Below are 23,408 nucleotides of genomic sequence, written 5' to 3'. Positions count from 1 at the left end.
CATACCTCTGCAAGTGCAATTTAGCTGTGGCAGGCTGATTGCAGAAAAAAGCGCCAGCGCGATGATTTTACAGGCAGGAACAGCACGCTGTCCCGGCCTGTCACCTGCGTCAGACCGCTTTCACCGCATCCGCAATCTGGTTAGCCAGCGCCGTCACCTGGGCTGCATCCTCGCCTTCTACCATCACGCGGATTAACGGCTCCGTACCGGATTTACGCAGCAACACGCGCCCACGGCCGGCAAGGGTTTTCTCCACGTCCTGCGCCACGGTTTTCACCGTTTCGCTTTCCAGAGGATCGTGTTCACCCGTAAAGCGCACGTTGACCAGCACCTGAGGCAGCATCTTCATCCCAGTGCACAGGTCATGCAGGCTCATGTGATTGCGCACCATCGCAGTAAGCACTTGCAAACTTGCTACGATCCCATCACCGGTAGCGATTTTATCCAGCAGAATCACGTGGCCTGAGTTTTCAGCGCCGAGCCGCCAGCCTTTTTCCTGTAATTTTTCGAGCACATAGCGGTCACCCACTTTGGCCCGCACAAAAGGAATGCCTAACTGCTTCAGCGCCAGCTCCAGCCCCATATTACTCATCAGCGTGCCGACAACGCCGCCGCGCAGTTGCCCCTGGCGCAGGCCTTCACGGGCGATGATATACAGAATCTGATCGCCATCGACCTTCTCGCCCAAGTGGTCCACCATCATGATGCGATCGCCATCGCCATCATAGGCCAGGCCGATGTCCGCCTTCTCGGCCAGAACGCGCTGCTGCAGCATTTTCAGATCGGTCGCACCGCACTCTTTGTTGATGTTCATGCCATCAGGCTGTACACCAACGGCAATCACCGTTGCGCCCAACTCACGCAGGACATTCGGCGCGATGTGGTAGGTGGCACCGTTAGCACAGTCCACCACAATTTTCAGGCCACTCAGGCTCAGCTCACTGGGGAAGGTGCCCTTACAGAACTCAATGTAACGTCCGGCGGCATCCACAATTCGGCTGGCGCGACCCAACAGGGATGATTCCACACAGGTCAGCGGCTTTTCCATTTCCAGTTCAATCGCTTCTTCTACTTCGTCAGGTAGCTTGGTGCCTTCGGCTGAGAAGAACTTAATGCCGTTGTCGTCAAACGGGTTATGGGAGGCGGAGATAACAATACCGGCCTCAGCGCGAAACGTGCGGGTCAGATAGGCAATAGCAGGCGTCGGCATTGGGCCGGTAAATGCCGCTGACAGCCCTGCGGCGGCCAGTCCTGCCTCCAGTGCAGATTCCAGCATATAGCCCGAAATGCGAGTGTCTTTGCCGATAATGATTTTTTTTGAACCGTGGCGCGCCAGCACTTTGCCCGCAGCCCAGCCGAGTTTTAAAACAAAATCCGGGGTAATCGGAGACTCTCCCACTTTGCCGCGAATGCCATCTGTACCAAAATATTTACGATTACTCATGCTCTGTCATCCTTTAGCTCTTTGTGTCGCCTCGACCACCCGCATCGCCTCGACCGTTTCTTTTACATCATGAACGCGAATAATGTGTGCTCCCTGCATGGCGGCGATCACCGCGCAGGCCAGGCTGCCGGTCAGACGCTGGCCAGGCCCGACATTCAGAAGCTGACCAATCATTGATTTTCGTGACATGCCAACCAGCAGGGGCAGACCAAAATGGTGAAATTCGCCGAGTCGAGCCAACAGTTCATAATTGTGGCTGAGATTCTTACCGAAACCGAAGCCCGGGTCGAGCAGCAGATTCTCTTTTTTTATTCCGGCCGCCTCGCAGCGGGCCAGTTGCTCAACGAAGTAAGCATCCACTTCGCTGAAGATATCTTGATAGGCCGGTGCCTGCTGCATGGTGCGCGGCTCGCCCTTCATATGCATCAGGCATACCGGCAGGCCAGTCGCGGCGGCGGCGGCCAGCGCTCCTGGTTCAGACAGAGAGCGCACGTCATTGATGATGTGCGCCCCCACGCTCGCCGCTTCCCTGATGACCTCAGCCTTAGAGGTATCCACGGAGATCCAGACTTCAAAGCGCTGAGCGATTGCTGCCACCACGGGGATGACCCGCTCAAGTTCTTCCTCAACGCTGACCTCATCCGCGCCGGGACGCGTAGACTCGCCGCCCACGTCGATGATGGTTGCGCCGGCATTCACCATTTCATTGGTATGCGTGAGTGCATCCACCAACGCATTGTGTTTACCACCATCCGAAAAAGAGTCCGGCGTGACGTTAAGAATGCCCATCACATGTGGAAACGACAAATCAAGATGGGAATCACGGGCGAACAATTTCATGGTGATGTACTCCTTGTAGCGCAATGTATAGATGTAAAAAACCCCGGACCAGCCGGGGTTTTATTAAAAGACGTGAAGTCTTATTTGTCGAACTGTTCTGACATGGTGTTGCCTGGATTTGGCGTACGCGGCTCATCGACCGGACGCGGTGCCTTTGGCGTGCCATTATTATCAGAATTGCTGCTGGTGCCGGGATCTTCCCAGCCCGCAGGCGGACGCACTTCACGGCGAGCCATCAGGTCGTCAATCTGCGGTGCATCAATGGTTTCATACTTCATCAGCGCATCTTTCATCGCATGAAGGATGTCCATGTTTTCACCCAGAATCTGACGCGCACGCTGGTAGTTCGTATCAATCAGGTGTTTAACTTCCTGATCGATAATACGCGCGGTTTCATCTGACATATGCTTGGCTTTCGCCACAGAACGGCCGAGGAACACTTCACCGTCTTCTTCTGCATACAGTAACGGACCGAGTTTTTCAGAGAAGCCCCACTGGGTTACCATGTTACGTGCCAGGTTGGTCGCCACTTTGATGTCGTTTGATGCGCCGGTTGAGACATGCTCAACACCGTAGATGATTTCTTCTGCCAGACGACCACCGTACAGGGTCGAAATCTGGCTTTCCAGTTTCTGACGGCTGGCGCTAATCGCATCGCCTTCAGGCAGGAAGAAGGTCACACCTAATGCACGACCACGCGGGATAATGGTGACTTTATGCACCGGATCGTGTTCCGGCACCAGGCGACCAATAATGGCGTGACCGGCTTCGTGATAAGCGGTTGACTCTTTCTGCGCCTCCGTCATCACCATGGAGCGGCGCTCTGCACCCATCATGATCTTGTCTTTGGCTTTTTCGAATTCCACCATCGATACAACACGCTTGTTGCTGCGGGCAGCAAACAGCGCGGCTTCGTTTACCAGGTTAGCCAGATCGGCACCTGAGAAGCCCGGCGTACCGCGCGCGATGATCGCCGCGTCAATATCCGTTGCTAATGGCACGCGGCGCATGTGCACTTTCAGGATCTGCTCACGGCCACGCACGTCTGGCAAGCCAACAACAACCTGACGGTCAAAGCGGCCCGGACGCAGCAACGCGGGGTCAAGCACGTCTGGACGGTTGGTTGCGGCAATCACGATGATGCCTTCGTTGCCTTCAAAACCGTCCATCTCAACCAGCATCTGGTTCAGGGTTTGTTCACGTTCATCGTGACCGCCACCTAAACCGGCACCACGCTGACGACCGACCGCATCGATTTCATCGATAAAGATAATGCACGGTGCCGCCTTCTTGGCCTGTTCAAACATATCGCGCACACGAGATGCACCGACACCGACGAACATTTCAACAAAGTCAGAGCCCGAAATGGTAAAGAAAGGCACTTTCGCTTCGCCGGCAATCGCTTTTGCCAGCAAGGTTTTACCGGTACCCGGCGGGCCAACCATCAGCACGCCTTTCGGAATTTTACCCCCGAGCTTCTGGAAGCGGCTCGGCTCACGCAGGTATTCAACCAGCTCACCGACTTCCTCTTTCGCTTCGTCGCAGCCTGCAACGTCAGCAAAAGTGGTTTTAATCTGATCTTCCGTCAACATACGGGCTTTGCTTTTACCAAAGGACATCGCGCCTTTGCCACCGCCGCCCTGCATTTGACGCATGAAGAAAATCCACACACCAATCAGCAGTAACATTGGGAACCATGAAATGAAGATAGATGCCAGCAGGCTCGGCTCTTCAGGTGGTTCACCAACCACTTTGACGTTCTTGGTCAACAGGTTATCGAGTAACTTGGGGTCATTGACAGGAATGTAAGTGGTGTATTTATTGCTGTCTTTTTTGATAACGTTAATTTCACGCCCGTTAATACGTGCCTCGCGGACCTGATCCTGGTTCACTTCCGACAGGAAGGTTGAATAATCAACCCTACGGCCATTCGACTCGCTGGGCCCAAAGCTCTGGAAGACCGACATCAGCACGACCGCGATGACTAGCCAGAGAATCAGGTTTTTCGCCATGTCACTCAAGGGATTAACCTCATATTACAACGGTGTTAACAGATAGCGTAGGGTACTATAGATCCTTCGTACATGGAATCGCAGCAGGAATGCCGGGTTATCCATCACGTCGGTTACAGTTTGCGCCCAGTCGCCACAATATAAACTTCACGTGAACGTGAACGTGAAGCGTCAGGCTTACGTATTTTCACTTTCGTAAACAGGGAGCGAATTTCCCGCAGGTATTCATCAAAGCCATCTCCCTGGAACACTTTCACAACAAAACTGCCGCCGGGAGCCAAAATATCACGGCACATATCCAACGCCAGCTCAACCAAATACATCGACCGGGGAATATCTACGGCAGGTGTACCACTCATATTCGGTGCCATATCCGACATGACGACCTGGACCTTCTGCTCGCCCACACGTTCAAGTAATGCTTTGATCACCGATTCTTCACGAAAATCACCTTGAAGGAAATCGACACCAACAATAGGATCCATCGGCAGAATATCACAAGCGATAACGCGACCTTTGGACCCAATTTGCTGTACCACATATTGCGACCAGCCACCGGGTGCAGCACCCAGATCTACCACGGTCATCCCGGGTTTGAAAAGCTTGTCACCCTGTTGGATTTCATCAAGTTTAAACCAGGCGCGCGAACGCAACCCTTTTTTCTGTGCCTGGAGCACGTATTTATCGCTAAAGTGTTCCTGTAGCCAGCGGCTGGAGCTGGCTGAACGCTTTTTACCGGTCATAAAATTTCCAACTAAATCGTCATCGTAGCGATAAATCTGCACGCGATAGGCTGCGTCGATTTGGCGATATACCCGAGATGGCGGTAGAATGAACCGTTTTCAATCCCCGAGTAAGTAAATAATACGATGAATCTAAGTACCAAACAAAAACAGCACCTCAAAGGCCTCGCCCATCCGCTCAAGCCAGTCGTCATGCTCGGAGGCAATGGCCTGACCGAAGGTGTACTGGCTGAGATTGAACACGCGCTGGAACATCACGAATTGATCAAGGTGAAAATTGCCTCTGAAGAACGTGAAACCAGGCAGCTGATCGTTGAAGCTATCGTACGTGAAACCCGTGCCAGCAACGTTCAGGTCATTGGCAAAACGCTGGTGCTGTATCGCCCCGCTAAAGAGAGCAAAATTTCTCTGCCACGCTAGGTGGGCAAAGAAAGTGCCATGCTCTTACATGGGATAAAAGGCCGCAGCGCGGCCTTTTTCCTTTCTTTACACTGTACGGCAATGCTTTTCAGACAATTGCACCCTGTCAGATGTACTCCACCTTCAGGATTTCGTACTCGACATCGCCGCCTGGCGTTTTGATAATCGCCACGTCATCGGCTTCTTTCCCTACCAGGCCACGGGCCATCGGCGAGTTAACAGAAATCAAATTCTGCTTAAAGTCTGCCTCATCATCACCCACGATGCGATAGGTAAACTCTTCATCCGTGTCCACGTTCAACACGGTTACCGTTGCGCCAAAAATCACGCGGCCGGTTTTCGGCATCTGTGTGACGTCAATGACCTGCGCATTAGAGAGTTTGGCTTCAATCTCCTGAATGCGTCCCTCACAGAACCCCTGTTCTTCACGCGCGGCGTGGTATTCGGCGTTCTCTTTCAAATCGCCGTGCTCGCGGGCCTCCGCGATGGAGGCAATAATGCGCGGGCGCTTCACCGTTTTCAGCTCATGCAGCTCTTCGCGCAGCCTTTCAGCGCCTCTTAACGTCATCGGAATCTGGTTCATTTTAGCTCCTCGTCATCATTCCTGTTTCACGGTGCATCCTGACCGGTGACTGCAGAAAAAAGCGTTCTGCGGCGCAAGACCTCGTTTTGCAAATAAAAGAAGACTGACCCGGAAAGTGTTCCAGGCCAGAAAAGGTTTTGCAATTTGATACGTATTTTAACCCAGAGTTCCCTGCGGGTCATCGTTTACTTTCCACCGTCCAGGGACGTAGTATTGTCGCCTTCACCTGTCAGTTGCCGCGAGATTATGCGATTTTCACGACTTGTTACCGGATTAACCTGTGCTTTTATGCTGCAGGCACAAGCAGCGCCAGTTGATGAATACATGCAATATCTGCCAGATGGTGCCAATCTGGCTTTGCTGGTGCAAAAAGTGGGCGCATCCACGCCAATTATCGATTACCACGGGAAACAGATGGCACTTCCCGCCAGTACCATGAAAGTGATCACCGCCCTGGCGGCATTGCTGGAACTGGGCGGTGATTACCGTTTTCAAACCACCTTTGAAACCAAAGGCGCGCTGGTCGATGGCACGCTTAATGGTGATTTAGTAGCCCGGTTTGCTGGCGATCCCACGTTGGGTCGTCAGGATCTGCGGAATATGGTCGCGGCGTTAAAAAAACAAGGCATCACACACATCAAAGGTAATCTGGTCATCGATACCTCGGTGTTTGCCAGCCATGATGCGGCGCCTGGCTGGCCGTGGAATGACATGACCCAGTGCTTTAGCGCACCGCCGGCGGCGGCTATTGTGGATAAAAACTGCTTCTCGGTTTCACTCTACAGTGCCGACAAACCGGGCGAAAATGCCTTTATCCGCATTGCGTCCTACTACCCGGCTCACATGTTAAGCCAGGTGCGGACGATTGGGCGCAACAGCGGTGACGGACAATACTGCGAGCTGGACGTGGTGCCTGGCGAGCTGAACCGCTACACCTTAACCGGCTGTATGCGTCAGCGTAGCGATCCGCTTCCTTTAGCCTTTGCGGTTCAGGATGGCGCGGCCTGGGCAGGCGAAATCCTGAAAGCAGAACTGCGTTCCGCCGGTATTGATTACAGCGGCCATCTGCTACGTCAGACGCAGGTGACCGAGCCGGGCACCGTGCTGGCATCAACGCAGTCAGCGCCGCTGCATACGCTGCTGCATATGATGCTGAAGAAGTCCGACAATATGATTGCCGACACGGTGTTCCGCACCATTGGCCATCATTACTTCAACGTACCGGGTACCTTCCGCGCAGGATCAGATGCGGTTCGTCGCATCCTGCGTGAAAAAGCCAATATTGATTTGGGTAACAGCATCCAGGTGGATGGTTCGGGCCTGTCACGTCACGATCTGATCTCGCCCGCCACCATGATGCAGGTGCTGCAATATATTGCGCAGAACGACAGCAAACTGGATTATATTTCGATGCTACCGCTGGCCGGACACGATGGCACGCTGCAGTACCGTGGCGGACTGCACGAAGCCGGTCTGGATGGCAAGGTCTCGGCTAAAACCGGCTCACTGCAGGGCGTATATAACCTTGCAGGCTTTATCACCACCTCTAGCGGGGCACGCGTGGCGTTTGTGCAGTTCCTTTCTGGCTATGCGGTTCCGCCGCAGGATCAGCGCACACGCCGTATTCCGCTGGTGCGCTTTGAAAGCCGGCTCTATCGCGATATCAATAAGAATTACTGATTTATGTTAGGAAACGCAGCGGGCGACCACCTGCTGCGTTTTTTTTATCATCGCCAAAAAGTCAGGGATAACGCCTCGGCTTCAGGCGCGCAACAGTCTGTTCAGGATACCTTCGCCTGCGCGCCAGGCCGCATCACTCCCAGCCGCCAGGCTTTTCTTATGCCAGGATCTTACAGAATCGGTACCTGTTTTGCGGGTTATCTGCGCCCCGCCTCACGCTGGCACCCTGGGTAATCGCATAAATTTTCTTAACCGAATCCACCCGGGTTCAGGGACGGTAACGGGGATCGCAGGCAGAGGCTGCACCGCCCTGTCGCCCGGCCCAGTAAACGCCCTTCTGTTACCCTTGAGATGCAATGCTGATGTAAAACTGGACAGCCGCAGGCGGTTATCACTACGCTAATTCTTTCGCCTCTGTGTTACGTCATGTGACATCGCAGCGTGGAAGACGATGGCGCAACCCTGGGAGCCTGACAATGGCAACGATCTGGAAACGCGTAGTTTGTCTGGATGCGCTCAATGCGCAGAGCACTCATACGCTGGTGGCGCATGTGGGCATCATTTTCACCGCAGTGGGTGATGACTATCTTGAAGCCACCATGCCAGTAGACAGCCGCACGCAGCAGCCCTTTGGCCTGCTGCACGGCGGCGCCTCAGTGGTGTTAGCCGAAACGCTGGGTTCTGTGGCGGGCTATCTGGCATCAGAGGATGGCAGCCGCGTGGTCGGCATCGAAGTGAATGCCAGCCATCATCGGGCCGTTTCAGGTGGTCTGGTGCGCGGTATCTGTCGTCCGCTGCATGTGGGGAAGCGGAATCAGACGTGGCAGATTGAGATTCGTCACGAGCAGGATAAATTATGCTGTAGCGCACGGCTTACCGTTGCGGTGCTGGCGCAGCCCTGAAAGAAATCTGCCCCCGTTCCGGTGGAAAGGGGGCAGTCGTAAGCGGTCTAGCGCTGGTAGATGATTTCGACGCCTTCGTCGTCATCCTCATCCCAGTCGTCATCCCACTCTTCATCTTCTTCAACCGCCGCGGTTTCAATGGCTTCTTTGTGGTAATCGTCCCACATGAACTCCACTTTCTCCGGCTGTTTTTCTTCAACGTCAGCTTCTTTCGGATTGGCGTTGATAAAGCTCATGACGTCCCAGCACAGGTCCGTAACGCCCTGACGGCTGGCGGCAGAGATAAGATAGTATTTATCTTCCCAACCCAGCGCCTCGGCAATGGCTTTTGCACGCGCCTGAGCTTCTTCTTCATCAATCAGATCGACTTTGTTGAATACCAGCCAGCGCGGCTTGTTAAACAGCTTATCGCTGTATTTCTCCAGCTCGCCCAAAATAATACGGGCGTTCTCAACCGGATCGCTCTCGTCAATGGGCGCAATGTCGATCAGGTGCAGCAGCACGCGGCAGCGTTCCAGGTGCTTCAGGAAGCGAATACCTAAACCTGCGCCCTCGGCTGCGCCTTCAATCAGGCCGGGGATATCGGCCACCACAAAGCTCTGCTCGCTATCCATACGCACCACGCCCAGGCTTGGCACCAGCGTAGTAAAGGGATAGTCCGCCACTTTTGGTTTAGCAGCAGAAACCGCACGGATAAAGGTCGATTTCCCGGCGTTAGGTAAACCCAACATGCCTACGTCAGCCAACAGCATCAGCTCCAGCTGCAGGTCGCGTTTCTCACCGGGCGTACCCATGGTTTTTTGACGCGGACTGCGGTTTACCGATGATTTAAAGCGGGTATTTCCCAGACCGTGCCAGCCGCCTTTTGCCACCATCAGGGTCTGCTGGTGACGCGTCATATCGCCCAGCGTTTCGCCCGTTCCCTGGTCGATAACACGGGTTCCTACCGGCACTTTAACGGTGATATCTTTACCACGCTTACCGGTACAGTCGCGACTCTGACCATTCTGTCCCCGCTCGGCGCGGAACGACTTTTCGAAACGATAATCAATCAGGGTGTTAAGGTTTTCGTCAGCCACTAAGAATACGTCGCCGCCGTCACCGCCATCACCGCCGTCCGGGCCGCCTTTCGGGATATATTTTTCACGGCGGAAACTGACACAACCATTACCGCCATCACCTGCGACGACCAAAATTGTCGCTTCATCTACAAACTTCATTTTCTTTCTCCGTCACACAATCGTCTGCAATACGCTGCAGACGGGTCCGCCAGGGTCTTCTGCGCGACCAGCGGCGGATAAATCAAAACTGGCTGACGCCAGCGTGTACATAAAGTGTACAGCAAACATTCAGGCGATGTCGCCTGTCGGGCAAGGGGTCGCAGAATGTAAAAAGCCCCGCAACAGTTGCGGGGCCTTCAATTCGTGCGTTCAGACGTTAACCGTCTGCGTCACGACAACCTTACTCAGCAACGATGCTGATGTATTTACGGTTGTTCGGACCTTTAACTTCGAATTTTACTTTGCCGTCTGCAGTAGCAAACAGGGTGTGGTCACGACCACAACCAACGTTGCTACCTGCGTGGAATTTGGTGCCACGCTGACGAACGATGATGCTACCTGCCAGAACAGATTCGCCACCGAAACGTTTTACGCCCAGACGTTTTGCATTGGAGTCACGACCATTTCGAGTCGAACCACCAGCCTTTTTATGTGCCATTTGTCAGATCTCCTCTTACGCCGTGATACCAGTGATTTTCACATCAGTGAACCACTGGCGATGGCCAGCTTGCTTACGGTAGTGCTTACGACGACGAAACTTAACGATCTTAATTTTCTCGCCACGACCATGAGCAACAACTTCTGCCTTGATCACACCGCCTGAAACCAGTGGCGCGCCGATTTTCACGTCTTCGCCATTTGCAATCATCAGAACCTGGTCAAACTCAATGGTTTCACCGGTTGCGATGTCCAGCTTTTCCAGGCGAACGGTCTGACCTTCGCTTACTCGGTGTTGTTTACCACCACTTTGGAAAACCGCGTACATATAAAACTCCGCTTCTGCGCTTGCCTTTCAGTTCATCAGGCGGCGCGCTAAATATTCACAATAGGGCGCGAATTCTACGCAAAACTCAAACAGAAGACAAGAGCACTTTGCACACTCTTGCAGAAAAAAAACACAGGCTCAATGCAAACGTTTCTCAACCTGAAAATTCAAGTACAATCAGTAACAGATTACTGAACGCTGGCTGGGTAAAACCGCTTACCATGGCAAAGAAACGAGTCATAGCTGAAAAGACGAATGAACTTAGAACAGATTAACGAATTAACCGCACAGGACATGGCTGCCGTTAACCAGACCATACTCGACCAGCTGAATTCAGATGTCTCGCTCATCAACCAGCTGGGTTATTACATCATCAGTGGCGGCGGTAAACGCATTCGCCCCATGATTGCCGTGCTGTCGGCGCGCGCCATGGGTTATCAGGGCGATCTCCACGTCACCAACGCGGCGCTGATCGAATTTATCCACACCGCCACGCTATTGCATGACGATGTCGTGGATGAATCCGATATGCGCCGTGGCAAGGCCACCGCGAACGCTGCATTTGGTAATGCAGCCAGCGTGCTGGTCGGTGATTTTATTTATACTCGCGCCTTCCAGATGATGACCAGCATGGGATCGCTACGTATCCTGGCGCTGATGTCTGAAGCGGTGAACGTTATCGCGGAAGGGGAAGTGCTTCAGCTGATGAACGTCAACGATCCTGACATCACAGAAGAGAGCTATATGCGGGTGATCTACAGCAAAACAGCTCGCTTATTCGAAGCCGCCTCTCAGGCCTCGGCGATTTTAGCGGAGGCAACGCCAGCGCAGGAAAAAGCCCTACAGGATTATGGGCGCTATCTGGGAACCGCTTTCCAGTTAATTGACGATTTACTTGACTACAGTGCCGATGGGGAAACCCTGGGTAAAAATACCGGTGACGACCTCAGCGAAGGTAAACCTACCCTGCCACTGCTTCACGCCATGAACCATGGTTCGCCTGAGCAGGCGAAAATGATCCGCGATGCGATCGAACAGGGTAACGGTCGCCATTTACTGGCGCCCGTTCTGGAAGCGATGAACCAGTGTGGCTCACTGGAATGGACGCGTCAGCGTGCGGAGCAAGAGGCCGATAAAGCCATTGCAGCCTTGCAGATTCTGCCAGAAACCCCGTGGCGCTCCGCCCTGGAAGCGCTGGCGCACATGTCAGTCCAACGCGATTTCTGATTTCTGTTCATGACGGAGCCACCACGGCTCCGTGACCTTCTCCCACTCCTCCTTCTTCTTTCACGCGTTACACTCCTTTTGCGTCAGGCCGCTCAGTTCTGTCTGCTTGCCTAAATATTACTGGAATCTTATGGAAATTTTCTGATATAAAATTCAGCAACTTTCCAGATAGGATGTAGACAAGTCAGCATCACTCGCGCGTTACGCACTGACAAGGACAAGGAGAAAAGGTTATGCAGAGCAGGACAGAGGACTGGCATCCCGCCGATATCATTGCCGCACTACGTAAACGTGGCACCACGCTGGCGGCGCTTTCACGTCAGTCGGGATTAAGTTCATCAACCCTGGCCAACGCGCTCTCGCGCCCCTGGCCCAAAGGCGAATGGCTGATTGCCGATGCGATCAATGTTCATCCGTCAGAGATATGGCCAAGTCGTTATTACGATCCCGAAACCCATTGTCTCCTGGATCGCAAAAAGCGTGTGCGACCGACTCACAACGAGACCAAAAGCTAGCGTAACGCGATCGGTAGCCGAAAAAAAAACCAGCCTTGTGATAAGGCTGGTTTCATTAGCATGACGCCGCGAGATTATTCGCCGCTGATGCGCTCAATATTCGCCCCCATCGCTTTGAGCTTATCTTCGATATGCTCGTAGCCACGGTCTATATGGTAAATACGATCGACCAGCGTTGTTCCTTCCGCAATACAGCCTGCCAAGACCAGACTGGCCGAGGCACGAAGATCCGTTGCCATCACCTGCGCACCTGACAAGGTTTCTACACCGTGACAGATTGCAGTATTGCTCTCAATTTCTGCATGCGCGCCCATACGAATCAGCTCAGGGATATGCATAAAGCGGTTTTCGAAGATGGTTTCGGTAATCAAACCCGTTCCTTCTGCCACCAGATTCAGCAAGGTAAACTGTGCCTGCATATCGGTCGGGAATCCCGGATGCGGAGCCGTACGCACGTTAACCGCTTTAGGTCGCTTGCCGTGCATATCCAGGCTGATCCAGTCTTCACCGGTTTCGATGTCTGCCCCTGCATCGCGCAGCTTCGCCAGCACGGCATCCAGCGTATCGGGCTGTGCATTGCGGCAGATGACTTTACCGCCGGAGATGGCTGCCGCAACCAGGAAGGTGCCGGTTTCAATGCGATCGGGCAGTACACGGTAAACGCCGCCGCCCAGACGCTCGACGCCTTCGATAGTAATTTTATCGGTACCGGCACCGCTGATTTTGGCGCCCAGCGTGTTGAGGAAGTTTGCGGTATCAACGATTTCAGGTTCACGCGCCGCATTCTCAATCACGGTAGTGCCGGTTGCCAGCGTCGCTGCGCTCATGATGGTGACGGTCGCGCCCACGCTGACTTTGTCCATCACGATCAGCGCGCCCTTCAGGCGTCCGTTAACGGATGCTTTGACATAACCTTCTTCCAGCTTGATCTCTGCACCTAACTGCTCAAGGCCCGTAATATGCAGGTCAACCGGACGCGCACCGATGGCGCAGCCGCCCGGCAGTGACACTTCGCCCTGGCCAAAACGCGCCACCAGCGGACCCAGCGCCCAAATTGAGGCACGCATGGTTTTCACCAGTTCGTAAGGCGCACAAAAAACGTCTACACCGCTGGCATCAACGTGTACAGAACCGTTGCGCTCAACCTTTGCACCCAGTTGCGTCAACAGCTTCATGGTGGTGTCGATGTCACGCAGCTTTGGCACATTCGTGATCTCTACCGGCTCTTCAGCCAGCAAAGCAGCAAACAGAATGGGTAGCGCGGCGTTTTTCGCGCCGGAAATGGTGACTTCACCACTTAAGCGGGTGGGGCCTTGCACACGAAATTTATCCATTAACACGGTTCTCAATTAACTGGCTATAAAACGGTCACGCTCAGGCGAGCAGCCCCGGAGGGAATCAAAAACCGTTGAGTTTACGGTCACGCGCCCACTCTGCAGGCGTGTAAGTTTTGATGGAGACGGCATGAATACGGTTGTCCGCAATAAATTCCATCAGCGGCGCATAGACAGCCTGCTGCTTCTTCACGCGGCTTAACTCACCAAACAGCTCACCCACGGCGATAACCTGGAAATGGCTGCCATCATTGCTCATGACATGAACTTCATCTAAGGGCAGCGCTGCCATCAGCACGGCCTGAATCTCACTGTTTTCCATTGCTCTTAACTTCACTTAATAATAATAAGGCTGACATAGTAGAGGAAAGTGCCTGATTCTTAAATACGCAAAAGCCCCTGTACGGGACCGGGGCTTTGACGAGAAAGGCCAGTTCAGGCGCTTTAATCCGCAGAAACAATAATTTGTTGCAGGTTGTAAAGGGTGATCAACGACTGCAATTTGTCGCCGATTCCCACAAAGCGCAGCGAGCCTCCCTGCTGCGAGGTAATCTCCCGCAGGTGAACCAGCAGCGCAAGTCCCGATGAATCCACCCTTTGCAGGGCGGAAACATCGATCAGTTCGACCGCGTTAACCAGCGCTTCACGCTGCTCCCACAGACTCAGCAGCGTGTCACGATCCAGCTCGCCTTCCAGCCGCAGCGTGTTTGCCTCGCGTGACCAGTGCAGTGATGCCTGCATTATTTGTTTTGATCCAGGGTGATAGGCTGTTTCGCTGAGGCTTCCAGCTGAGCGGTCAGCGCATCGATCCCCTTGGTACGCAGCAGATCGCCCCACTCATTCTGTTTGGTGGTGATCATGCTCACGCCTTCCGCGATCATATCGAAAGCCTGCCAGTTGCCGGTCTGGCTGTTCTTACGCCACTGGAAGTCGAGGCGTACAGGCGGACGGCCCTGAGGATCGATAATGGTCACGCGGATAGCCACAATATTGGTGTTGCCAATCGGCTTCTCAGGTTCAATCTGATAAGTCTGACCGTGATACAGGGCCAGCGCCTGGCCATAAGCCTGAGCCAGATAGTCGCCAAACGCTTTGAAGTAAGCTTCACGCTGTGCCGGTGTGGCATCGCGGTAGAAACGGCCCAGCACTAATGCACCGGCATATTTGATTTGCACGTAAGGCAGGAGCTCCTGACGAACGATCTCACGCAGATAGTTTGGATCCTGCTTAATTTTCGGCTGTTCGTTCTTGAGACGGGTGAACGTTTTGTTAGCCGCTTCGTTCATCAGTTTATAAGGATTGCTTTGATCGGCCGCGGTGGCTGCCAGTGGCGTGACCACCAGCATGGCGATCATCAGAAAACGTTTAAACATCATGTTATCCCTCTATTTAAGGTTGAGCCGCTGCTGCCGGTGCGGCCATCTCGCCGCCCTGCGCGTCCTTACTGTCACTGGTTTGCTTATTGCCTTTATTGTCGCCGCTTTTATACAGGAACTGGCCAATCAAATCTTCCAGCACCATCGCCGACTTGGTATCGCGAATCGTCCCGCCGTCATTCAGCATTGACGATCCTAGCTCAGGATCGTCAAAGCCGATATTTAACGACAGAAACTGCTCGCCCAGTAACCCCTGAGTGCGGATCGCCAGCGAACTGGTATCCGGAATCTGATTGGCATATTTATCACTGATATCCATTGTGACGCGCGGCAGTAACGTTTTAGGTTCAAGAGAAATGTCCGTTACGCGCCCAATCACCACGCCGCCAATTTTCACTGGCGAACTGGCTTTCAGGCCGCCGATGTTATCGAAGGTGGCATACAGTTTCCAGGTGGGCTCCGTACCTAAAGATTTGAGATCTGCCACGCGCAGGCAGAGAAACAACACGGCAATCATTGCCATGATCATAAACACGCCAACCCAAATTTCGCTTTTTTTGCTTTGCATCGCATCAATTCCCAAACATCAGTGCTGTCAGCACAAAATCTAAACCGAGCACCGCCAGTGATGCATGCACCACGGTGCGCGTCGTGGCGCGGCTAATCCCTTCAGAGGTCGGGATGGCATCGTAACCGTTGAACAATGCAATCCAGGTGACAGTGACGGCAAACACAGCGCTTTTAATAATGCAGTTGACCACATCGCTACGAAAATCGACGGCGTTTTGCATCGCCGACCAGAAGAAGCCAGGGTCAATCCCTTTCCAGCTCACGCCTACCAGCGCTCCGCCCGTAATCCCTACAGCAGTAAAGATTAACGCCAGCAGCGGCATGCTGATAAAACCCGCCCAAAAACGCGGCGAAACGACACGGCGCAGGGGATCGACCGCCATCATCTCCATACTGGAGAGTTGCTCCGTGGCTTTCATCAGCCCGATCTCTGCCGTTAAGGCCGATCCTGCGCGCCCTGCAAACAGCAGCGCCGTCACAACCGGACCCAGTTCACGCAGCAGCGACAGCGCCACCAGCATGCCCAGACTGGTTTCAGCGCCATAGGTGGTTAACACCAGATAGCCCTGGAGGCCCAGCACCATGCCAATAAACAGACCGGAGACGACAATGATGACCAGAGACAGTACGCCGATGCTGTAAAGCTGTTTGATCAGCAGCGGAAAGTGTTTACGGAACGCGGGCTTACCGACCAGCGCATGAAAAAGCATTAAACCGGCACGCCCAAAGCTGGCGCAGGTTCCTATTCCCCGGCGTCCTAATGACGCCAGTGCTTTCAACAACATCAGCTTAGATTCTCCCTGAGCCGGTTAAGTCGGCCAAATAGTCGCCCGCCGGAAAACGAAACGGCACTGGCCCATCCGCAATGCCGTCAATAAACTGGCGCACACGGGGATCGTTGTTAGCACGCAGGTCTGGCGTCGTGCCGTGCGCAATAATTTTTTGTCCTGCCACAATGTAGGCGTAATCAGCAATACTCAACACTTCGGGCACGTCGTGGGAAACCACGATGCAGGTCAGGCCCAGCGCATGATTCAGTTCATCAATAAGCTTAACCAGCACGCCCATGGTAATGGGATCCTGCCCTACAAAGGGCTCATCGAACATAATGAGTTCAGGCTCAAGCGCAATCGCGCGCGCCAGCGCAACCCTGCGGGCCATCCCACCTGACAGCTCCGCAGGCTTCAGCTGCGCAGCACCGCGTAAACCCACGGCTTCCAGCTTCATCAATACGGTACTGTGTAAAATCGGCGCGGGCAGCCGGGTATGTTCACGCAGCGGCCAGGCCACATTTTCGTATACCGTTAAGTCGGTAAACAGCGCGCCTGACTGAAACAACATGCTCATCTTTTTACGCGCTTCATACAACTTTGTGCGCGACAATGTCGGAATGTTCTCATCCCGAAACCAGATCTCACCGCTGTCAGGTTGCAGTTGCCCGCCAATTAAGCGTAGCAGCGTTGTTTTCCCGATCCCCGACGGCCCCATAATCGCCGTCACTTTACCTTTTGGCACCGTCAGCGAAATATCGTCGAAAATTTTGCGATCGCCACGTGAAAAACTCACGCCACGAACCTCAACCAGGTTCGTTTTTTGTTGGATCATTATCACCTCTATTACGGATCGGGCGTCAACATAGGGTACGATGGTAGCCTGTTAAGGCTAAACGCACGATAGCTTTACAGAAACTTAATACAAAGATTTGGCGAAAACGGTCATAAAATTTACTTTTGCCGCTCAGAAGGTCAAAATCAGCGCCTGTTTTGTCACAAAGAACCTGAAGGCGAGCCGACAGGGGTTTTAAGCAAGGATTTTCCATGTTCGTCGCTACCGCACTGCTGATTATCGGACTGCTTTTACTGGCTTATGGTGCCGATCGTCTGGTGTTTAGTGCTGCAATACTTTGTCGATCCTTTGGCATCCCGCCCCTGATAATCGGCATGACCGTCGTCAGTATCGGCACCTCGCTCCCGGAGATCATTCTCTCTTTCTCGGCAGCGCAGTACGGACAGATGGATCTGGCGGTGGGCACCGCGCTTGGCTCAAACATCACCAACATTCTTTTGATTCTCGGTGGCGCGGCCTTGCTGCATCCCCTGAGCATCCATTCCAATTTAATACGCCGTGAACTGCCGCTGATGGTGCTGGTCTCACTTCTTAGCGGCATCATGTTATTTGATAACTATCTTAGTCGCCTGGATGGCCTTGCACTGATTGCTATCGCCGCGATTTATCTGATAGTGACCATCCGCATCGCGCGCAAAGCAGAGAAGGACAATAACGATACGTTAACGCGCGAACAATTAGCCGAACTGCCGCGTGAAGAGAGCGGAAATACCGTCGCCTTTCTCTGGCTGGCCGTCGCACTGATTATCCTGCCCATGTCGACGCACATGGTGATCGATAACGCGACCGTATTTGCGGATTACTTTGGCGTCAGCGAGTTGGTCATGGGGCTGACGCTCATCGCGGTCGGCACCAGTCTGCCAGAGCTGGCAACGGTCATCGCGGGCGCGCTGAAAGGTGAAGATGATATCGCTATCGGCAATCTGATTGGTGCCAATATTTATAATCTGGCTATCGTTCTGGGTCTGCCGGCCCTGATTCATCCCGGCAGCGTAGACTATCACGCATTTGCGCGCGATTACTGGATAATGCTGGGTGTCAGCGTGCTGTTCGCCATGCTTTGTCTGCTGCGTCGCCGCCGGGTTGGCCGTACGGCGGGCTCGCTTTTACTCTGTGGTTTCTTCGTCTGGGTAACGCTGCTGTGGCTACAGCCGGCGTTTATGGACGGCTAAAAAGGACAGATTCGCCATGTCATATCAGCAACCAACGGTAAATTTTGATTTTCAGAAAGCCGGTAAAACGGTATTACGCATCGAGCGCGAAGGCCTGGAGCAGCTTGATCAATATATTAATGAGGCTTTCGCCGACGCCTGCGCACTGATTTATGCCTGTCAGGGAAAAGTTGTGGTCATGGGGATGGGCAAGTCGGGCCATATCGGGAAAAAAATGGCGGCCACCTTTGCCAGCACCGGCACGCCGGCGTTCTTTGTGCATCCCGCTGAAGCCAGCCATGGCGATCTTGGCATGGTAGGTAAAGACGATGTCGTCATCGCGATATCTAACAGTGGCGAATCCAGTGAGATTTTGGCGCTGATACCGGTAATGAAACGCCAAAAGATTCCGTTGATCTGTATGACAAGCCGTCCTGAAAGCGCCATGGCCCGCGCCGCAGATATCCACCTGTGCGTGAAAGTCCCACAGGAGGCCTGTCCGCTCGGCCTGGCCCCCACCACCAGCACAACCGCAACGCTGGTCATGGGCGATGCGCTGGCCGTTTCCCTGCTGGAAGCCCGCGGCTTTACGCCAGAAGACTTTGCATTGTCCCATCCGGGCGGTGCGCTGGGCCGGAAGCTGCTGCTACACGTCAGCGACATTATGCACAGCGGGGATGAACTCCCGCACGTCACTCGCGATGCTTCCCTGCGTGATGCCCTGCTGGAAATCACCCGTAAAAATCTCGGCCTGACGGTTATCGTGGACGATCTGATGAAGATCGAGGGCATCTTTACCGATGGTGACCTGCGCCGCATCTTTGATATGGGCATTGATTTTCAACACGCCACTATCGCTGAAGTCATGACCCGGGGTGGCATTCGCGTGCGGCCTAACGTGCTGGCGGTGGATGCGCTGAATTTGATGCAAACCAAAAACATTACTTCCCTGCTGGTGGCCGATGACGACCGTCTGTTGGGTGTGGTACATATGCATGACATGCTGCGCGCTGGCGTAGTGTAAACAGGAAGACATAATGCAGTCGGAAAATGCCACTTTAGAAACGTGCTACGGCCCGGTCAGTTCAGATGTCATGACGCGCGCCAGTAAAATTCGCCTGCTGATCTGCGACGTTGACGGTGTGATGTCGGATGGTCTGATTTATATGGGGAACAGCGGCGAAGAGCTGAAAACCTTTAACGTGCGCGATGGCTATGGCGTTCGCTGCCTGCTGACCTCTGACGTCGAAGTGGCTATTATTACCGGCCGCACGGCCAAATTACTGGAAGACCGCTGTAAAACGCTCGGGATTCGCCACCTTTATCAGGGGCAATCAGATAAGCTTTTGGCCTATGGTGAACTTCTGGATACACTGTCGCTCTCTGACGATCAGGTCGCCTATATTGGCGACGACCTGATTGACTGGCCAGTGATGGCGAAAGTCGGGCTAAGCGTGGCTGTCGCCGATGCCCATCCATTGCTATTGACGCGCGCGAACTACGTTACCCGTATTGCCGGTGGGCGCGGTGCGGTGCGGGAGCTGTGCGATCTCATCTTAATGGCGCAAAATAAATTCGAGGATGCCAAAGGGCAATCAGTATGAGTAAAAGCAGGCGTTGGATAACGTTGGGTCTGGCCTTGATTGCGCTGGTGCTTATTGGCTGGAATTTCACTAACCGGGATGGCGACAACAGCGCGCCGGTAGCGAATAATAATCAAACGCCAACCTACACCAGTGCTAACTCCCATACCGTAGTCTACAACCCGCAAGGTGGACTGGCTTACAAGCTGGTATCGGATAAAGTCACCTATTTCGAAGACAGCGGAATAAGCTGGTTTGATAATCCGGTGATGACCACCTATGACGAAAATAAAATGCCGACCTGGACGATACGCGCAGATAAAGCAAAGCTTACCAAAGATCGGATGCTGTATCTTTATGGCCATGTTGAGCTGAATGCTCTGGCTCAGGACTCCCAGCTTGAGCGTATTAAAACGGATAACGCTCAGGTCAATCTTGTCACTCAGGACGTCGCCTCTGACGACCAGGTGACGTTATATGGCCGCAGTTTTAACTCCACCGGTATGAAAATGCGCGGTAATTTACGGACAAAGAACGCCGAGTTAATCGAAAAGGTCAAAACTTCTTATGAAATTCAAAATGAACAAAAACAACATTAAGTTTTTACTGGCCAGCCTGCTGCTTGCAGCCAGCCTGCCTGCTCTGGCGCTGACCGGTGACTCGGACAAACCCGTGAATATTGACTCTGAGAATCAGTCTCTGGATCTGCAAGGCAATGTCGCGACCTTCACCGGTAACGTTATTGTCACCCAGGGATCGATCAAAATCACCGCGGATAAAGTGGTGGTCACGCGTCCGGGCGGCGACAGCAAAAAGACCATAGTTGATGCTTACGGTAATCCTGCCACCTTTTACCAGATGCAGGACAACGGCAAACCGGTTCAGGGCCATGCGTCCAAACTGCATTATGAGCTTGCCAATGACTTTGTTGAGCTGACCGGCAACGCCTACATTGAGCAACTGGACAGCAACATCAAAGGCGACCGCATCACCTATCTGGTAAAAGAGCAAAAAATGCAGGCTTACAGCCAGGGCCAGAGCAAGCGCGTAACGACCGTGCTGGTGCCGTCGCAGTTGCAGGATAAGCCCGCGTCAACCAACAGCGAAAAAAAGAGTAACTGATCACTATGGCCATATTAATCGCAGAAAACCTGGCAAAGGCTTATAAAGGCCGCCGCGTGGTTGAAGACGTCAGCCTGCAGGTAAAGTCCGGTGAAATCGTCGGGCTGCTGGGTCCAAACGGTGCGGGTAAAACGACCACCTTTTACATGGTGGTGGGCATTGTTCCGCGCGATGCGGGACGCATCATTATTGATGACGAAGATATCAGCATCCTGCCGCTTCATGCGCGTGCGCGCCGCGGCATTGGCTATCTGCCGCAGGAAGCCTCAATCTTTCGTCGCCTGAGCGTTTACGACAACCTGATGGCGGTCCTGCAAATTCGTGATGACTTAACCGAAGAGCAGCGACAGGATCGGGCTAACGAGCTAATGGAAGAGTTTCATATTGCTCATCTCCGCGACAATATGGGGCAATCGCTGTCGGGCGGTGAGCGCCGTCGCGTAGAAATTGCGCGTGCGCTGGCAGCGAATCCGAAATTTATCCTGCTGGATGAACCCTTTGCCGGGGTCGACCCGATTTCCGTTATCGACATTAAAAAAATCATTGAACACCTGCGTGACAGTGGCCTTGGTGTTCTCATCACCGACCACAACGTGCGAGAAACGCTGGCGGTCTGTGAACGCGCCTATATCGTCAGTCAGGGAAATCTGATTGCGCACGGTACGCCGAATGAAGTCCTTGCAGATGAGCAAGTTAAACGGGTTTATTTGGGTGAAGAGTTCAGACTCTGATAAGGTGTCGTTAATACTGATGTTTACCCGGGAATATCCATCCTGTCTATGAAGCAAGGTTTGCAACTCAGGCTCAGCCAACAACTGGCGATGACCCCACAACTGCAGCAGGCGATACGTCTGCTGCAGCTCTCTACGCTCGAACTCCAGCAAGAGTTACAGCTGGCGCTGGAAAGCAATCCCCTGCTTGAGCAAACCGATCTGCACGATGAAATAGACGCGAAAGAGTATCAGGAAGGCGAAGCGGGACTGGATACCCGAGAAGCGCTGGAACAAAAGGATATGCCTGAAGAGCTGCCGCTTGACGCCACGTGGGACGAGATTTACACCGCAGGCACGCCTTCAGGAACCGGTACCGATTATCAGGATGACGAGCTGCCGATTTATCAGGGCGAAACCACACAGTCACTGCAGGACTATCTTATGTGGCAGGTCGAGTTAACGCCCTTCAGCGATAACGACCGTGCCATTGCGACCTCTATCGTCGATGCCATTGATGACACCGGTTATCTTACCGTTTCACTTGAAGAGATTCTCGACAGTATCGGTAACGACGAACTGGAAATCGACGAAGTCGAAGCCGTGTTAAAGCGCGTTCAGCGTTTCGATCCTGTCGGCGTCGGCGCGCGTGATTTGCGCGACTGCCTGCTGGTGCAGCTGTCGCAGTATGCGCCTGAAACGCCGATGCTGGCGGAAGCAAAATTGATCGTCAGCAGCCATCTCGATTTGCTGGCGAACCACGATTTCCGCAGCCTGATGCGCGTAACGCGTCTGAAAGAAGACGTACTGAAAGAGGCGATGCTGCTGATTCAGTCGCTCGATCCGCGCCCGGGTCAGTCGATTAACACCGGTGAACCCGAATACGTGATTCCCGATGTGCTGGTACGTAAAGTGACGACGCGCTGGACGGTCGAACTGAATACCGACAGCCTGCCCAGGTTGAAGATCAACCAGCAATATGCCGCCATGGGCGGAGCCGGACGCAACGACAGCGACAGTCAGTTTATCCGCAGTAATTTGCAGGAAGCCCGCTGGCTGATTAAAAGCCTTGAAAGCCGTAACGAGACATTGTTAAAAGTCTCCCGCTGTATTGTGGAACAGCAGCAGGCCTTTTTTGACCAGGGTGAAGAGTTTATGCGTCCTATGGTGCTGGCCGATATTGCCCAGGCGGTGGACATGCATGAATCGACGATTTCCCGCGTGACCACGCAAAAATACCTTCACAGCCCACGAGGCATTTTTGAACTGAAGTATTTTTTCTCCAGTCATGTTAATACTGAAGGTGGCGGAGAAGCGTCATCTACCGCTATTCGTGCGCTGGTGAAAAAATTAATCTCGGCGGAAAACCCCGCCAAGCCCTTGAGTGACAGTAAACTGACCTCCATGTTATCTGATCAAGGGATAATAGTGGCACGTCGAACCGTCGCTAAGTACCGCGAGTCTTTGTCCATACCGCCTTCAAATCAGCGTAAACAGCTGGTTTGACAGAAATGAGAAGGAAGA

27 protein-coding genes are annotated in these 23,408 nt (G+C 53.5%); 12 read left to right on the top strand and 15 right to left on the bottom strand.

Translation table 11 applies throughout. The features are described from left to right. Positions 1-109: 109 nt before the first annotated feature. From glmM to rlmE, 4 genes are all read right to left on the bottom strand, one after another. Positions 110-1,444, bottom strand: a complete 1,335-nt coding sequence (gene glmM / locus EL29_RS20295; RefSeq protein ID WP_013024349.1) for a phosphoglucosamine mutase — start codon at positions 1,442-1,444, stop codon at positions 110-112. Positions 1,445-1,450: 6 nt separating this feature from the next. Next, positions 1,451-2,284, bottom strand: coding sequence for a dihydropteroate synthase (gene folP / locus EL29_RS20290; RefSeq protein ID WP_014595161.1), 834 nt, complete (start codon positions 2,282-2,284; stop codon positions 1,451-1,453). Positions 2,285-2,364: 80 nt separating this feature from the next. Next, entirely contained in the window at positions 2,365-4,296 is a 1,932-nt protein-coding gene (ftsH, locus tag EL29_RS20285) for an ATP-dependent zinc metalloprotease FtsH (RefSeq protein ID WP_015701098.1), read from the bottom strand. A 113-nt stretch (positions 4,297-4,409) separates the two neighbouring features. Then, the gene (gene rlmE, locus EL29_RS20280) at positions 4,410-5,039 is read right to left on the bottom strand and encodes a 23S rRNA (uridine(2552)-2'-O)-methyltransferase RlmE (RefSeq protein ID WP_014595159.1); all 630 of its coding nucleotides are present in this window, start codon (positions 5,037-5,039) and stop codon (positions 4,410-4,412) included. Between the two features lie 126 nt (positions 5,040-5,165). On the opposite strand from rlmE, the gene yhbY reads away from it, so the two are divergent. Beyond that, positions 5,166-5,459, top strand: coding sequence for a ribosome assembly RNA-binding protein YhbY (gene yhbY, locus EL29_RS20275; protein ID WP_013024345.1), 294 nt, complete (start codon positions 5,166-5,168; stop codon positions 5,457-5,459). 106 nt (positions 5,460-5,565) lie between these two features. Here the strand turns inward: yhbY and greA are convergent, their stop codons facing one another. Further along, the gene (gene greA / locus EL29_RS20270; RefSeq protein WP_006121754.1) at positions 5,566-6,042 is read right to left on the bottom strand and encodes a transcription elongation factor GreA; all 477 of its coding nucleotides are present in this window, start codon (positions 6,040-6,042) and stop codon (positions 5,566-5,568) included. A gap of 246 nt (positions 6,043-6,288) precedes the next feature. On the opposite strand from greA, the gene dacB reads away from it, so the two are divergent. Together dacB and EL29_RS20260 are read left to right on the top strand one after the other, a co-directional pair. Continuing rightward, a complete protein-coding gene (dacB, locus tag EL29_RS20265) occupies positions 6,289-7,722 on the top strand; it encodes a serine-type D-Ala-D-Ala carboxypeptidase (protein WP_014595158.1) in 1,434 nt (477 codons plus the stop codon). Positions 7,723-8,198: 476 nt separating this feature from the next. Further along, positions 8,199-8,624, top strand: a complete 426-nt coding sequence (locus EL29_RS20260) for a hotdog fold thioesterase (RefSeq protein WP_015701100.1) — start codon at positions 8,199-8,201, stop codon at positions 8,622-8,624. A 47-nt stretch (positions 8,625-8,671) separates the two neighbouring features. Here EL29_RS20260 and cgtA read toward each other — a convergent pair whose 3' ends face one another. From cgtA to rplU, 3 genes are all read right to left on the bottom strand, one after another. After that, positions 8,672-9,844 carry an Obg family GTPase CgtA gene (gene cgtA, locus EL29_RS20255; protein WP_013024341.1) on the bottom strand — a complete coding sequence of 391 codons (1,173 nt, stop codon included), beginning with the start codon at positions 9,842-9,844 and terminating at the stop codon, positions 8,672-8,674. A gap of 241 nt (positions 9,845-10,085) precedes the next feature. After that, positions 10,086-10,343, bottom strand: coding sequence for a 50S ribosomal protein L27 (rpmA, locus tag EL29_RS20250; protein WP_009092448.1), 258 nt, complete (start codon positions 10,341-10,343; stop codon positions 10,086-10,088). Between the two features lie 15 nt (positions 10,344-10,358). Continuing rightward, positions 10,359-10,670, bottom strand: coding sequence for a 50S ribosomal protein L21 (rplU, locus tag EL29_RS20245; protein ID WP_013024339.1), 312 nt, complete (start codon positions 10,668-10,670; stop codon positions 10,359-10,361). Between the two features lie 255 nt (positions 10,671-10,925). Between rplU and ispB the strand changes: the two genes are divergently transcribed. Further along, positions 10,926-11,897: an octaprenyl diphosphate synthase gene (gene ispB / locus EL29_RS20240; RefSeq protein WP_013024338.1), complete on the top strand. Its 972-nt coding sequence runs from the start codon at positions 10,926-10,928 to the stop codon at positions 11,895-11,897. Between the two features lie 233 nt (positions 11,898-12,130). Then, on the top strand, positions 12,131-12,412 hold the full coding sequence (locus EL29_RS20235; protein WP_013024337.1) for a helix-turn-helix domain-containing protein: 282 nt from the start codon (positions 12,131-12,133) through the stop codon (positions 12,410-12,412). A 74-nt stretch (positions 12,413-12,486) separates the two neighbouring features. Here EL29_RS20235 and murA read toward each other — a convergent pair whose 3' ends face one another. The 7 genes from murA to mlaF all read right to left on the bottom strand — a co-directional run bounded on the left by murA (position 12,487) and on the right by mlaF (position 17,297). After that, positions 12,487-13,746, bottom strand: a complete 1,260-nt coding sequence (murA, locus tag EL29_RS20230) for a UDP-N-acetylglucosamine 1-carboxyvinyltransferase (RefSeq protein WP_014595155.1) — start codon at positions 13,744-13,746, stop codon at positions 12,487-12,489. A gap of 64 nt (positions 13,747-13,810) precedes the next feature. Continuing rightward, positions 13,811-14,068, bottom strand: coding sequence for a BolA family iron metabolism protein IbaG (gene ibaG / locus EL29_RS20225; RefSeq protein WP_010251880.1), 258 nt, complete (start codon positions 14,066-14,068; stop codon positions 13,811-13,813). A gap of 122 nt (positions 14,069-14,190) precedes the next feature. Next, complete coding sequence (gene mlaB / locus EL29_RS20220) at positions 14,191-14,487, bottom strand: lipid asymmetry maintenance protein MlaB (protein ID WP_013024334.1); 297 nt, start codon at positions 14,485-14,487, stop codon at positions 14,191-14,193. Further along, positions 14,487-15,119: a phospholipid-binding protein MlaC gene (gene mlaC / locus EL29_RS20215; protein WP_024472197.1), complete on the bottom strand. Its 633-nt coding sequence runs from the start codon at positions 15,117-15,119 to the stop codon at positions 14,487-14,489. The genes mlaB and mlaC overlap by 1 nt, the downstream gene beginning before the upstream one ends. Before the next feature lie 16 nt (positions 15,120-15,135). Then, entirely contained in the window at positions 15,136-15,690 is a 555-nt protein-coding gene (mlaD, locus tag EL29_RS20210; protein ID WP_014595154.1) for an outer membrane lipid asymmetry maintenance protein MlaD, read from the bottom strand. A 4-nt stretch (positions 15,691-15,694) separates the two neighbouring features. After that, positions 15,695-16,477: a lipid asymmetry maintenance ABC transporter permease subunit MlaE gene (gene mlaE, locus EL29_RS20205; protein ID WP_013024331.1), complete on the bottom strand. Its 783-nt coding sequence runs from the start codon at positions 16,475-16,477 to the stop codon at positions 15,695-15,697. A gap of 4 nt (positions 16,478-16,481) precedes the next feature. Further along, positions 16,482-17,297: a phospholipid ABC transporter ATP-binding protein MlaF gene (mlaF, locus tag EL29_RS20200; protein ID WP_014595153.1), complete on the bottom strand. Its 816-nt coding sequence runs from the start codon at positions 17,295-17,297 to the stop codon at positions 16,482-16,484. Between the two features lie 212 nt (positions 17,298-17,509). Here mlaF and EL29_RS20195 point away from each other — a divergent pair, with 212 nt between their 5' ends. Genes EL29_RS20195 through rpoN form a run of 7 tightly spaced genes read left to right on the top strand, consistent with a single transcriptional unit; the run spans position 17,510 to position 23,390 of the window. Further along, entirely contained in the window at positions 17,510-18,490 is a 981-nt protein-coding gene (locus EL29_RS20195; protein WP_013024329.1) for a calcium/sodium antiporter, read from the top strand. A gap of 16 nt (positions 18,491-18,506) precedes the next feature. Next, complete coding sequence (gene kdsD / locus EL29_RS20190; protein ID WP_013024328.1) at positions 18,507-19,493, top strand: arabinose-5-phosphate isomerase KdsD; 987 nt, start codon at positions 18,507-18,509, stop codon at positions 19,491-19,493. A 13-nt stretch (positions 19,494-19,506) separates the two neighbouring features. Next, positions 19,507-20,073, top strand: coding sequence for a 3-deoxy-manno-octulosonate-8-phosphatase KdsC (gene kdsC / locus EL29_RS20185; RefSeq protein WP_013024327.1), 567 nt, complete (start codon positions 19,507-19,509; stop codon positions 20,071-20,073). Then, positions 20,070-20,651: an LPS export ABC transporter periplasmic protein LptC gene (gene lptC / locus EL29_RS20180; protein ID WP_019106703.1), complete on the top strand. Its 582-nt coding sequence runs from the start codon at positions 20,070-20,072 to the stop codon at positions 20,649-20,651. The genes kdsC and lptC overlap by 4 nt, the downstream gene beginning before the upstream one ends. Continuing rightward, positions 20,620-21,174 (top strand): lipopolysaccharide ABC transporter substrate-binding protein LptA, encoded by a 555-nt coding sequence (gene lptA, locus EL29_RS20175; protein ID WP_019106702.1) that lies wholly within the window; start codon positions 20,620-20,622, stop codon positions 21,172-21,174. Before lptC ends, lptA begins: the two co-directional genes overlap by 32 nt. A gap of 5 nt (positions 21,175-21,179) precedes the next feature. Beyond that, positions 21,180-21,905 carry an LPS export ABC transporter ATP-binding protein gene (gene lptB / locus EL29_RS20170; RefSeq protein WP_028715963.1) on the top strand — a complete coding sequence of 242 codons (726 nt, stop codon included), beginning with the start codon at positions 21,180-21,182 and terminating at the stop codon, positions 21,903-21,905. 48 nt (positions 21,906-21,953) lie between these two features. Beyond that, positions 21,954-23,390: an RNA polymerase factor sigma-54 gene (gene rpoN, locus EL29_RS20165; RefSeq protein WP_013024323.1), complete on the top strand. Its 1,437-nt coding sequence runs from the start codon at positions 21,954-21,956 to the stop codon at positions 23,388-23,390. Positions 23,391-23,408: the final 18 nt, after the last annotated feature.

Origin of the sequence: Pantoea ananatis LMG 2665, from assembly GCF_000710035.2 — a bacterium.
In the GTDB taxonomy this organism is placed as follows: Bacteria; Pseudomonadota; Gammaproteobacteria; order Enterobacterales; family Enterobacteriaceae; genus Pantoea; species Pantoea ananatis.
Note: the sequence above shows the minus strand (reverse complement) of the source record. Positions and strands in the feature narration are given on the sequence as shown.

Coding starts and splice junctions, on each gene's coding strand:
- murA (WP_014595155.1), bottom strand. CDS start 13,746: ATGGATAAATTTCGTGTGCAAGGCCCCACCCGCTTAAGTGGTGAAGTC.
- lptC (WP_019106703.1), top strand. CDS start 20,070: ATGAGTAAAAGCAGGCGTTGGATAACGTTGGGTCTGGCCTTGATTGCG.
- mlaF (WP_014595153.1), bottom strand. CDS start 17,297: ATGATCCAACAAAAAACGAACCTGGTTGAGGTTCGTGGCGTGAGTTTT.
- glmM (WP_013024349.1), bottom strand. CDS start 1,444: ATGAGTAATCGTAAATATTTTGGTACAGATGGCATTCGCGGCAAAGTG.
- EL29_RS20235 (WP_013024337.1), top strand. CDS start 12,131: ATGCAGAGCAGGACAGAGGACTGGCATCCCGCCGATATCATTGCCGCA.
- cgtA (WP_013024341.1), bottom strand. CDS start 9,844: ATGAAGTTTGTAGATGAAGCGACAATTTTGGTCGTCGCAGGTGATGGC.
- folP (WP_014595161.1), bottom strand. CDS start 2,284: ATGAAATTGTTCGCCCGTGATTCCCATCTTGATTTGTCGTTTCCACAT.
- ispB (WP_013024338.1), top strand. CDS start 10,926: ATGAACTTAGAACAGATTAACGAATTAACCGCACAGGACATGGCTGCC.
- yhbY (WP_013024345.1), top strand. CDS start 5,166: ATGAATCTAAGTACCAAACAAAAACAGCACCTCAAAGGCCTCGCCCAT.
- ibaG (WP_010251880.1), bottom strand. CDS start 14,068: ATGGAAAACAGTGAGATTCAGGCCGTGCTGATGGCAGCGCTGCCCTTA.
- kdsC (WP_013024327.1), top strand. CDS start 19,507: ATGCAGTCGGAAAATGCCACTTTAGAAACGTGCTACGGCCCGGTCAGT.
- mlaE (WP_013024331.1), bottom strand. CDS start 16,477: ATGTTGTTGAAAGCACTGGCGTCATTAGGACGCCGGGGAATAGGAACC.
- mlaB (WP_013024334.1), bottom strand. CDS start 14,487: ATGCAGGCATCACTGCACTGGTCACGCGAGGCAAACACGCTGCGGCTG.
- lptA (WP_019106702.1), top strand. CDS start 20,620: ATGAAATTCAAAATGAACAAAAACAACATTAAGTTTTTACTGGCCAGC.
- dacB (WP_014595158.1), top strand. CDS start 6,289: ATGCGATTTTCACGACTTGTTACCGGATTAACCTGTGCTTTTATGCTG.
- rplU (WP_013024339.1), bottom strand. CDS start 10,670: ATGTACGCGGTTTTCCAAAGTGGTGGTAAACAACACCGAGTAAGCGAA.
- rpmA (WP_009092448.1), bottom strand. CDS start 10,343: ATGGCACATAAAAAGGCTGGTGGTTCGACTCGAAATGGTCGTGACTCC.
- mlaD (WP_014595154.1), bottom strand. CDS start 15,690: ATGCAAAGCAAAAAAAGCGAAATTTGGGTTGGCGTGTTTATGATCATG.
- rpoN (WP_013024323.1), top strand. CDS start 21,954: ATGAAGCAAGGTTTGCAACTCAGGCTCAGCCAACAACTGGCGATGACC.
- rlmE (WP_014595159.1), bottom strand. CDS start 5,039: ATGACCGGTAAAAAGCGTTCAGCCAGCTCCAGCCGCTGGCTACAGGAA.
- EL29_RS20260 (WP_015701100.1), top strand. CDS start 8,199: ATGGCAACGATCTGGAAACGCGTAGTTTGTCTGGATGCGCTCAATGCG.
- ftsH (WP_015701098.1), bottom strand. CDS start 4,296: ATGGCGAAAAACCTGATTCTCTGGCTAGTCATCGCGGTCGTGCTGATG.
- EL29_RS20195 (WP_013024329.1), top strand. CDS start 17,510: ATGTTCGTCGCTACCGCACTGCTGATTATCGGACTGCTTTTACTGGCT.
- lptB (WP_028715963.1), top strand. CDS start 21,180: ATGGCCATATTAATCGCAGAAAACCTGGCAAAGGCTTATAAAGGCCGC.
- kdsD (WP_013024328.1), top strand. CDS start 18,507: ATGTCATATCAGCAACCAACGGTAAATTTTGATTTTCAGAAAGCCGGT.
- greA (WP_006121754.1), bottom strand. CDS start 6,042: ATGAACCAGATTCCGATGACGTTAAGAGGCGCTGAAAGGCTGCGCGAA.
- mlaC (WP_024472197.1), bottom strand. CDS start 15,119: ATGTTTAAACGTTTTCTGATGATCGCCATGCTGGTGGTCACGCCACTG.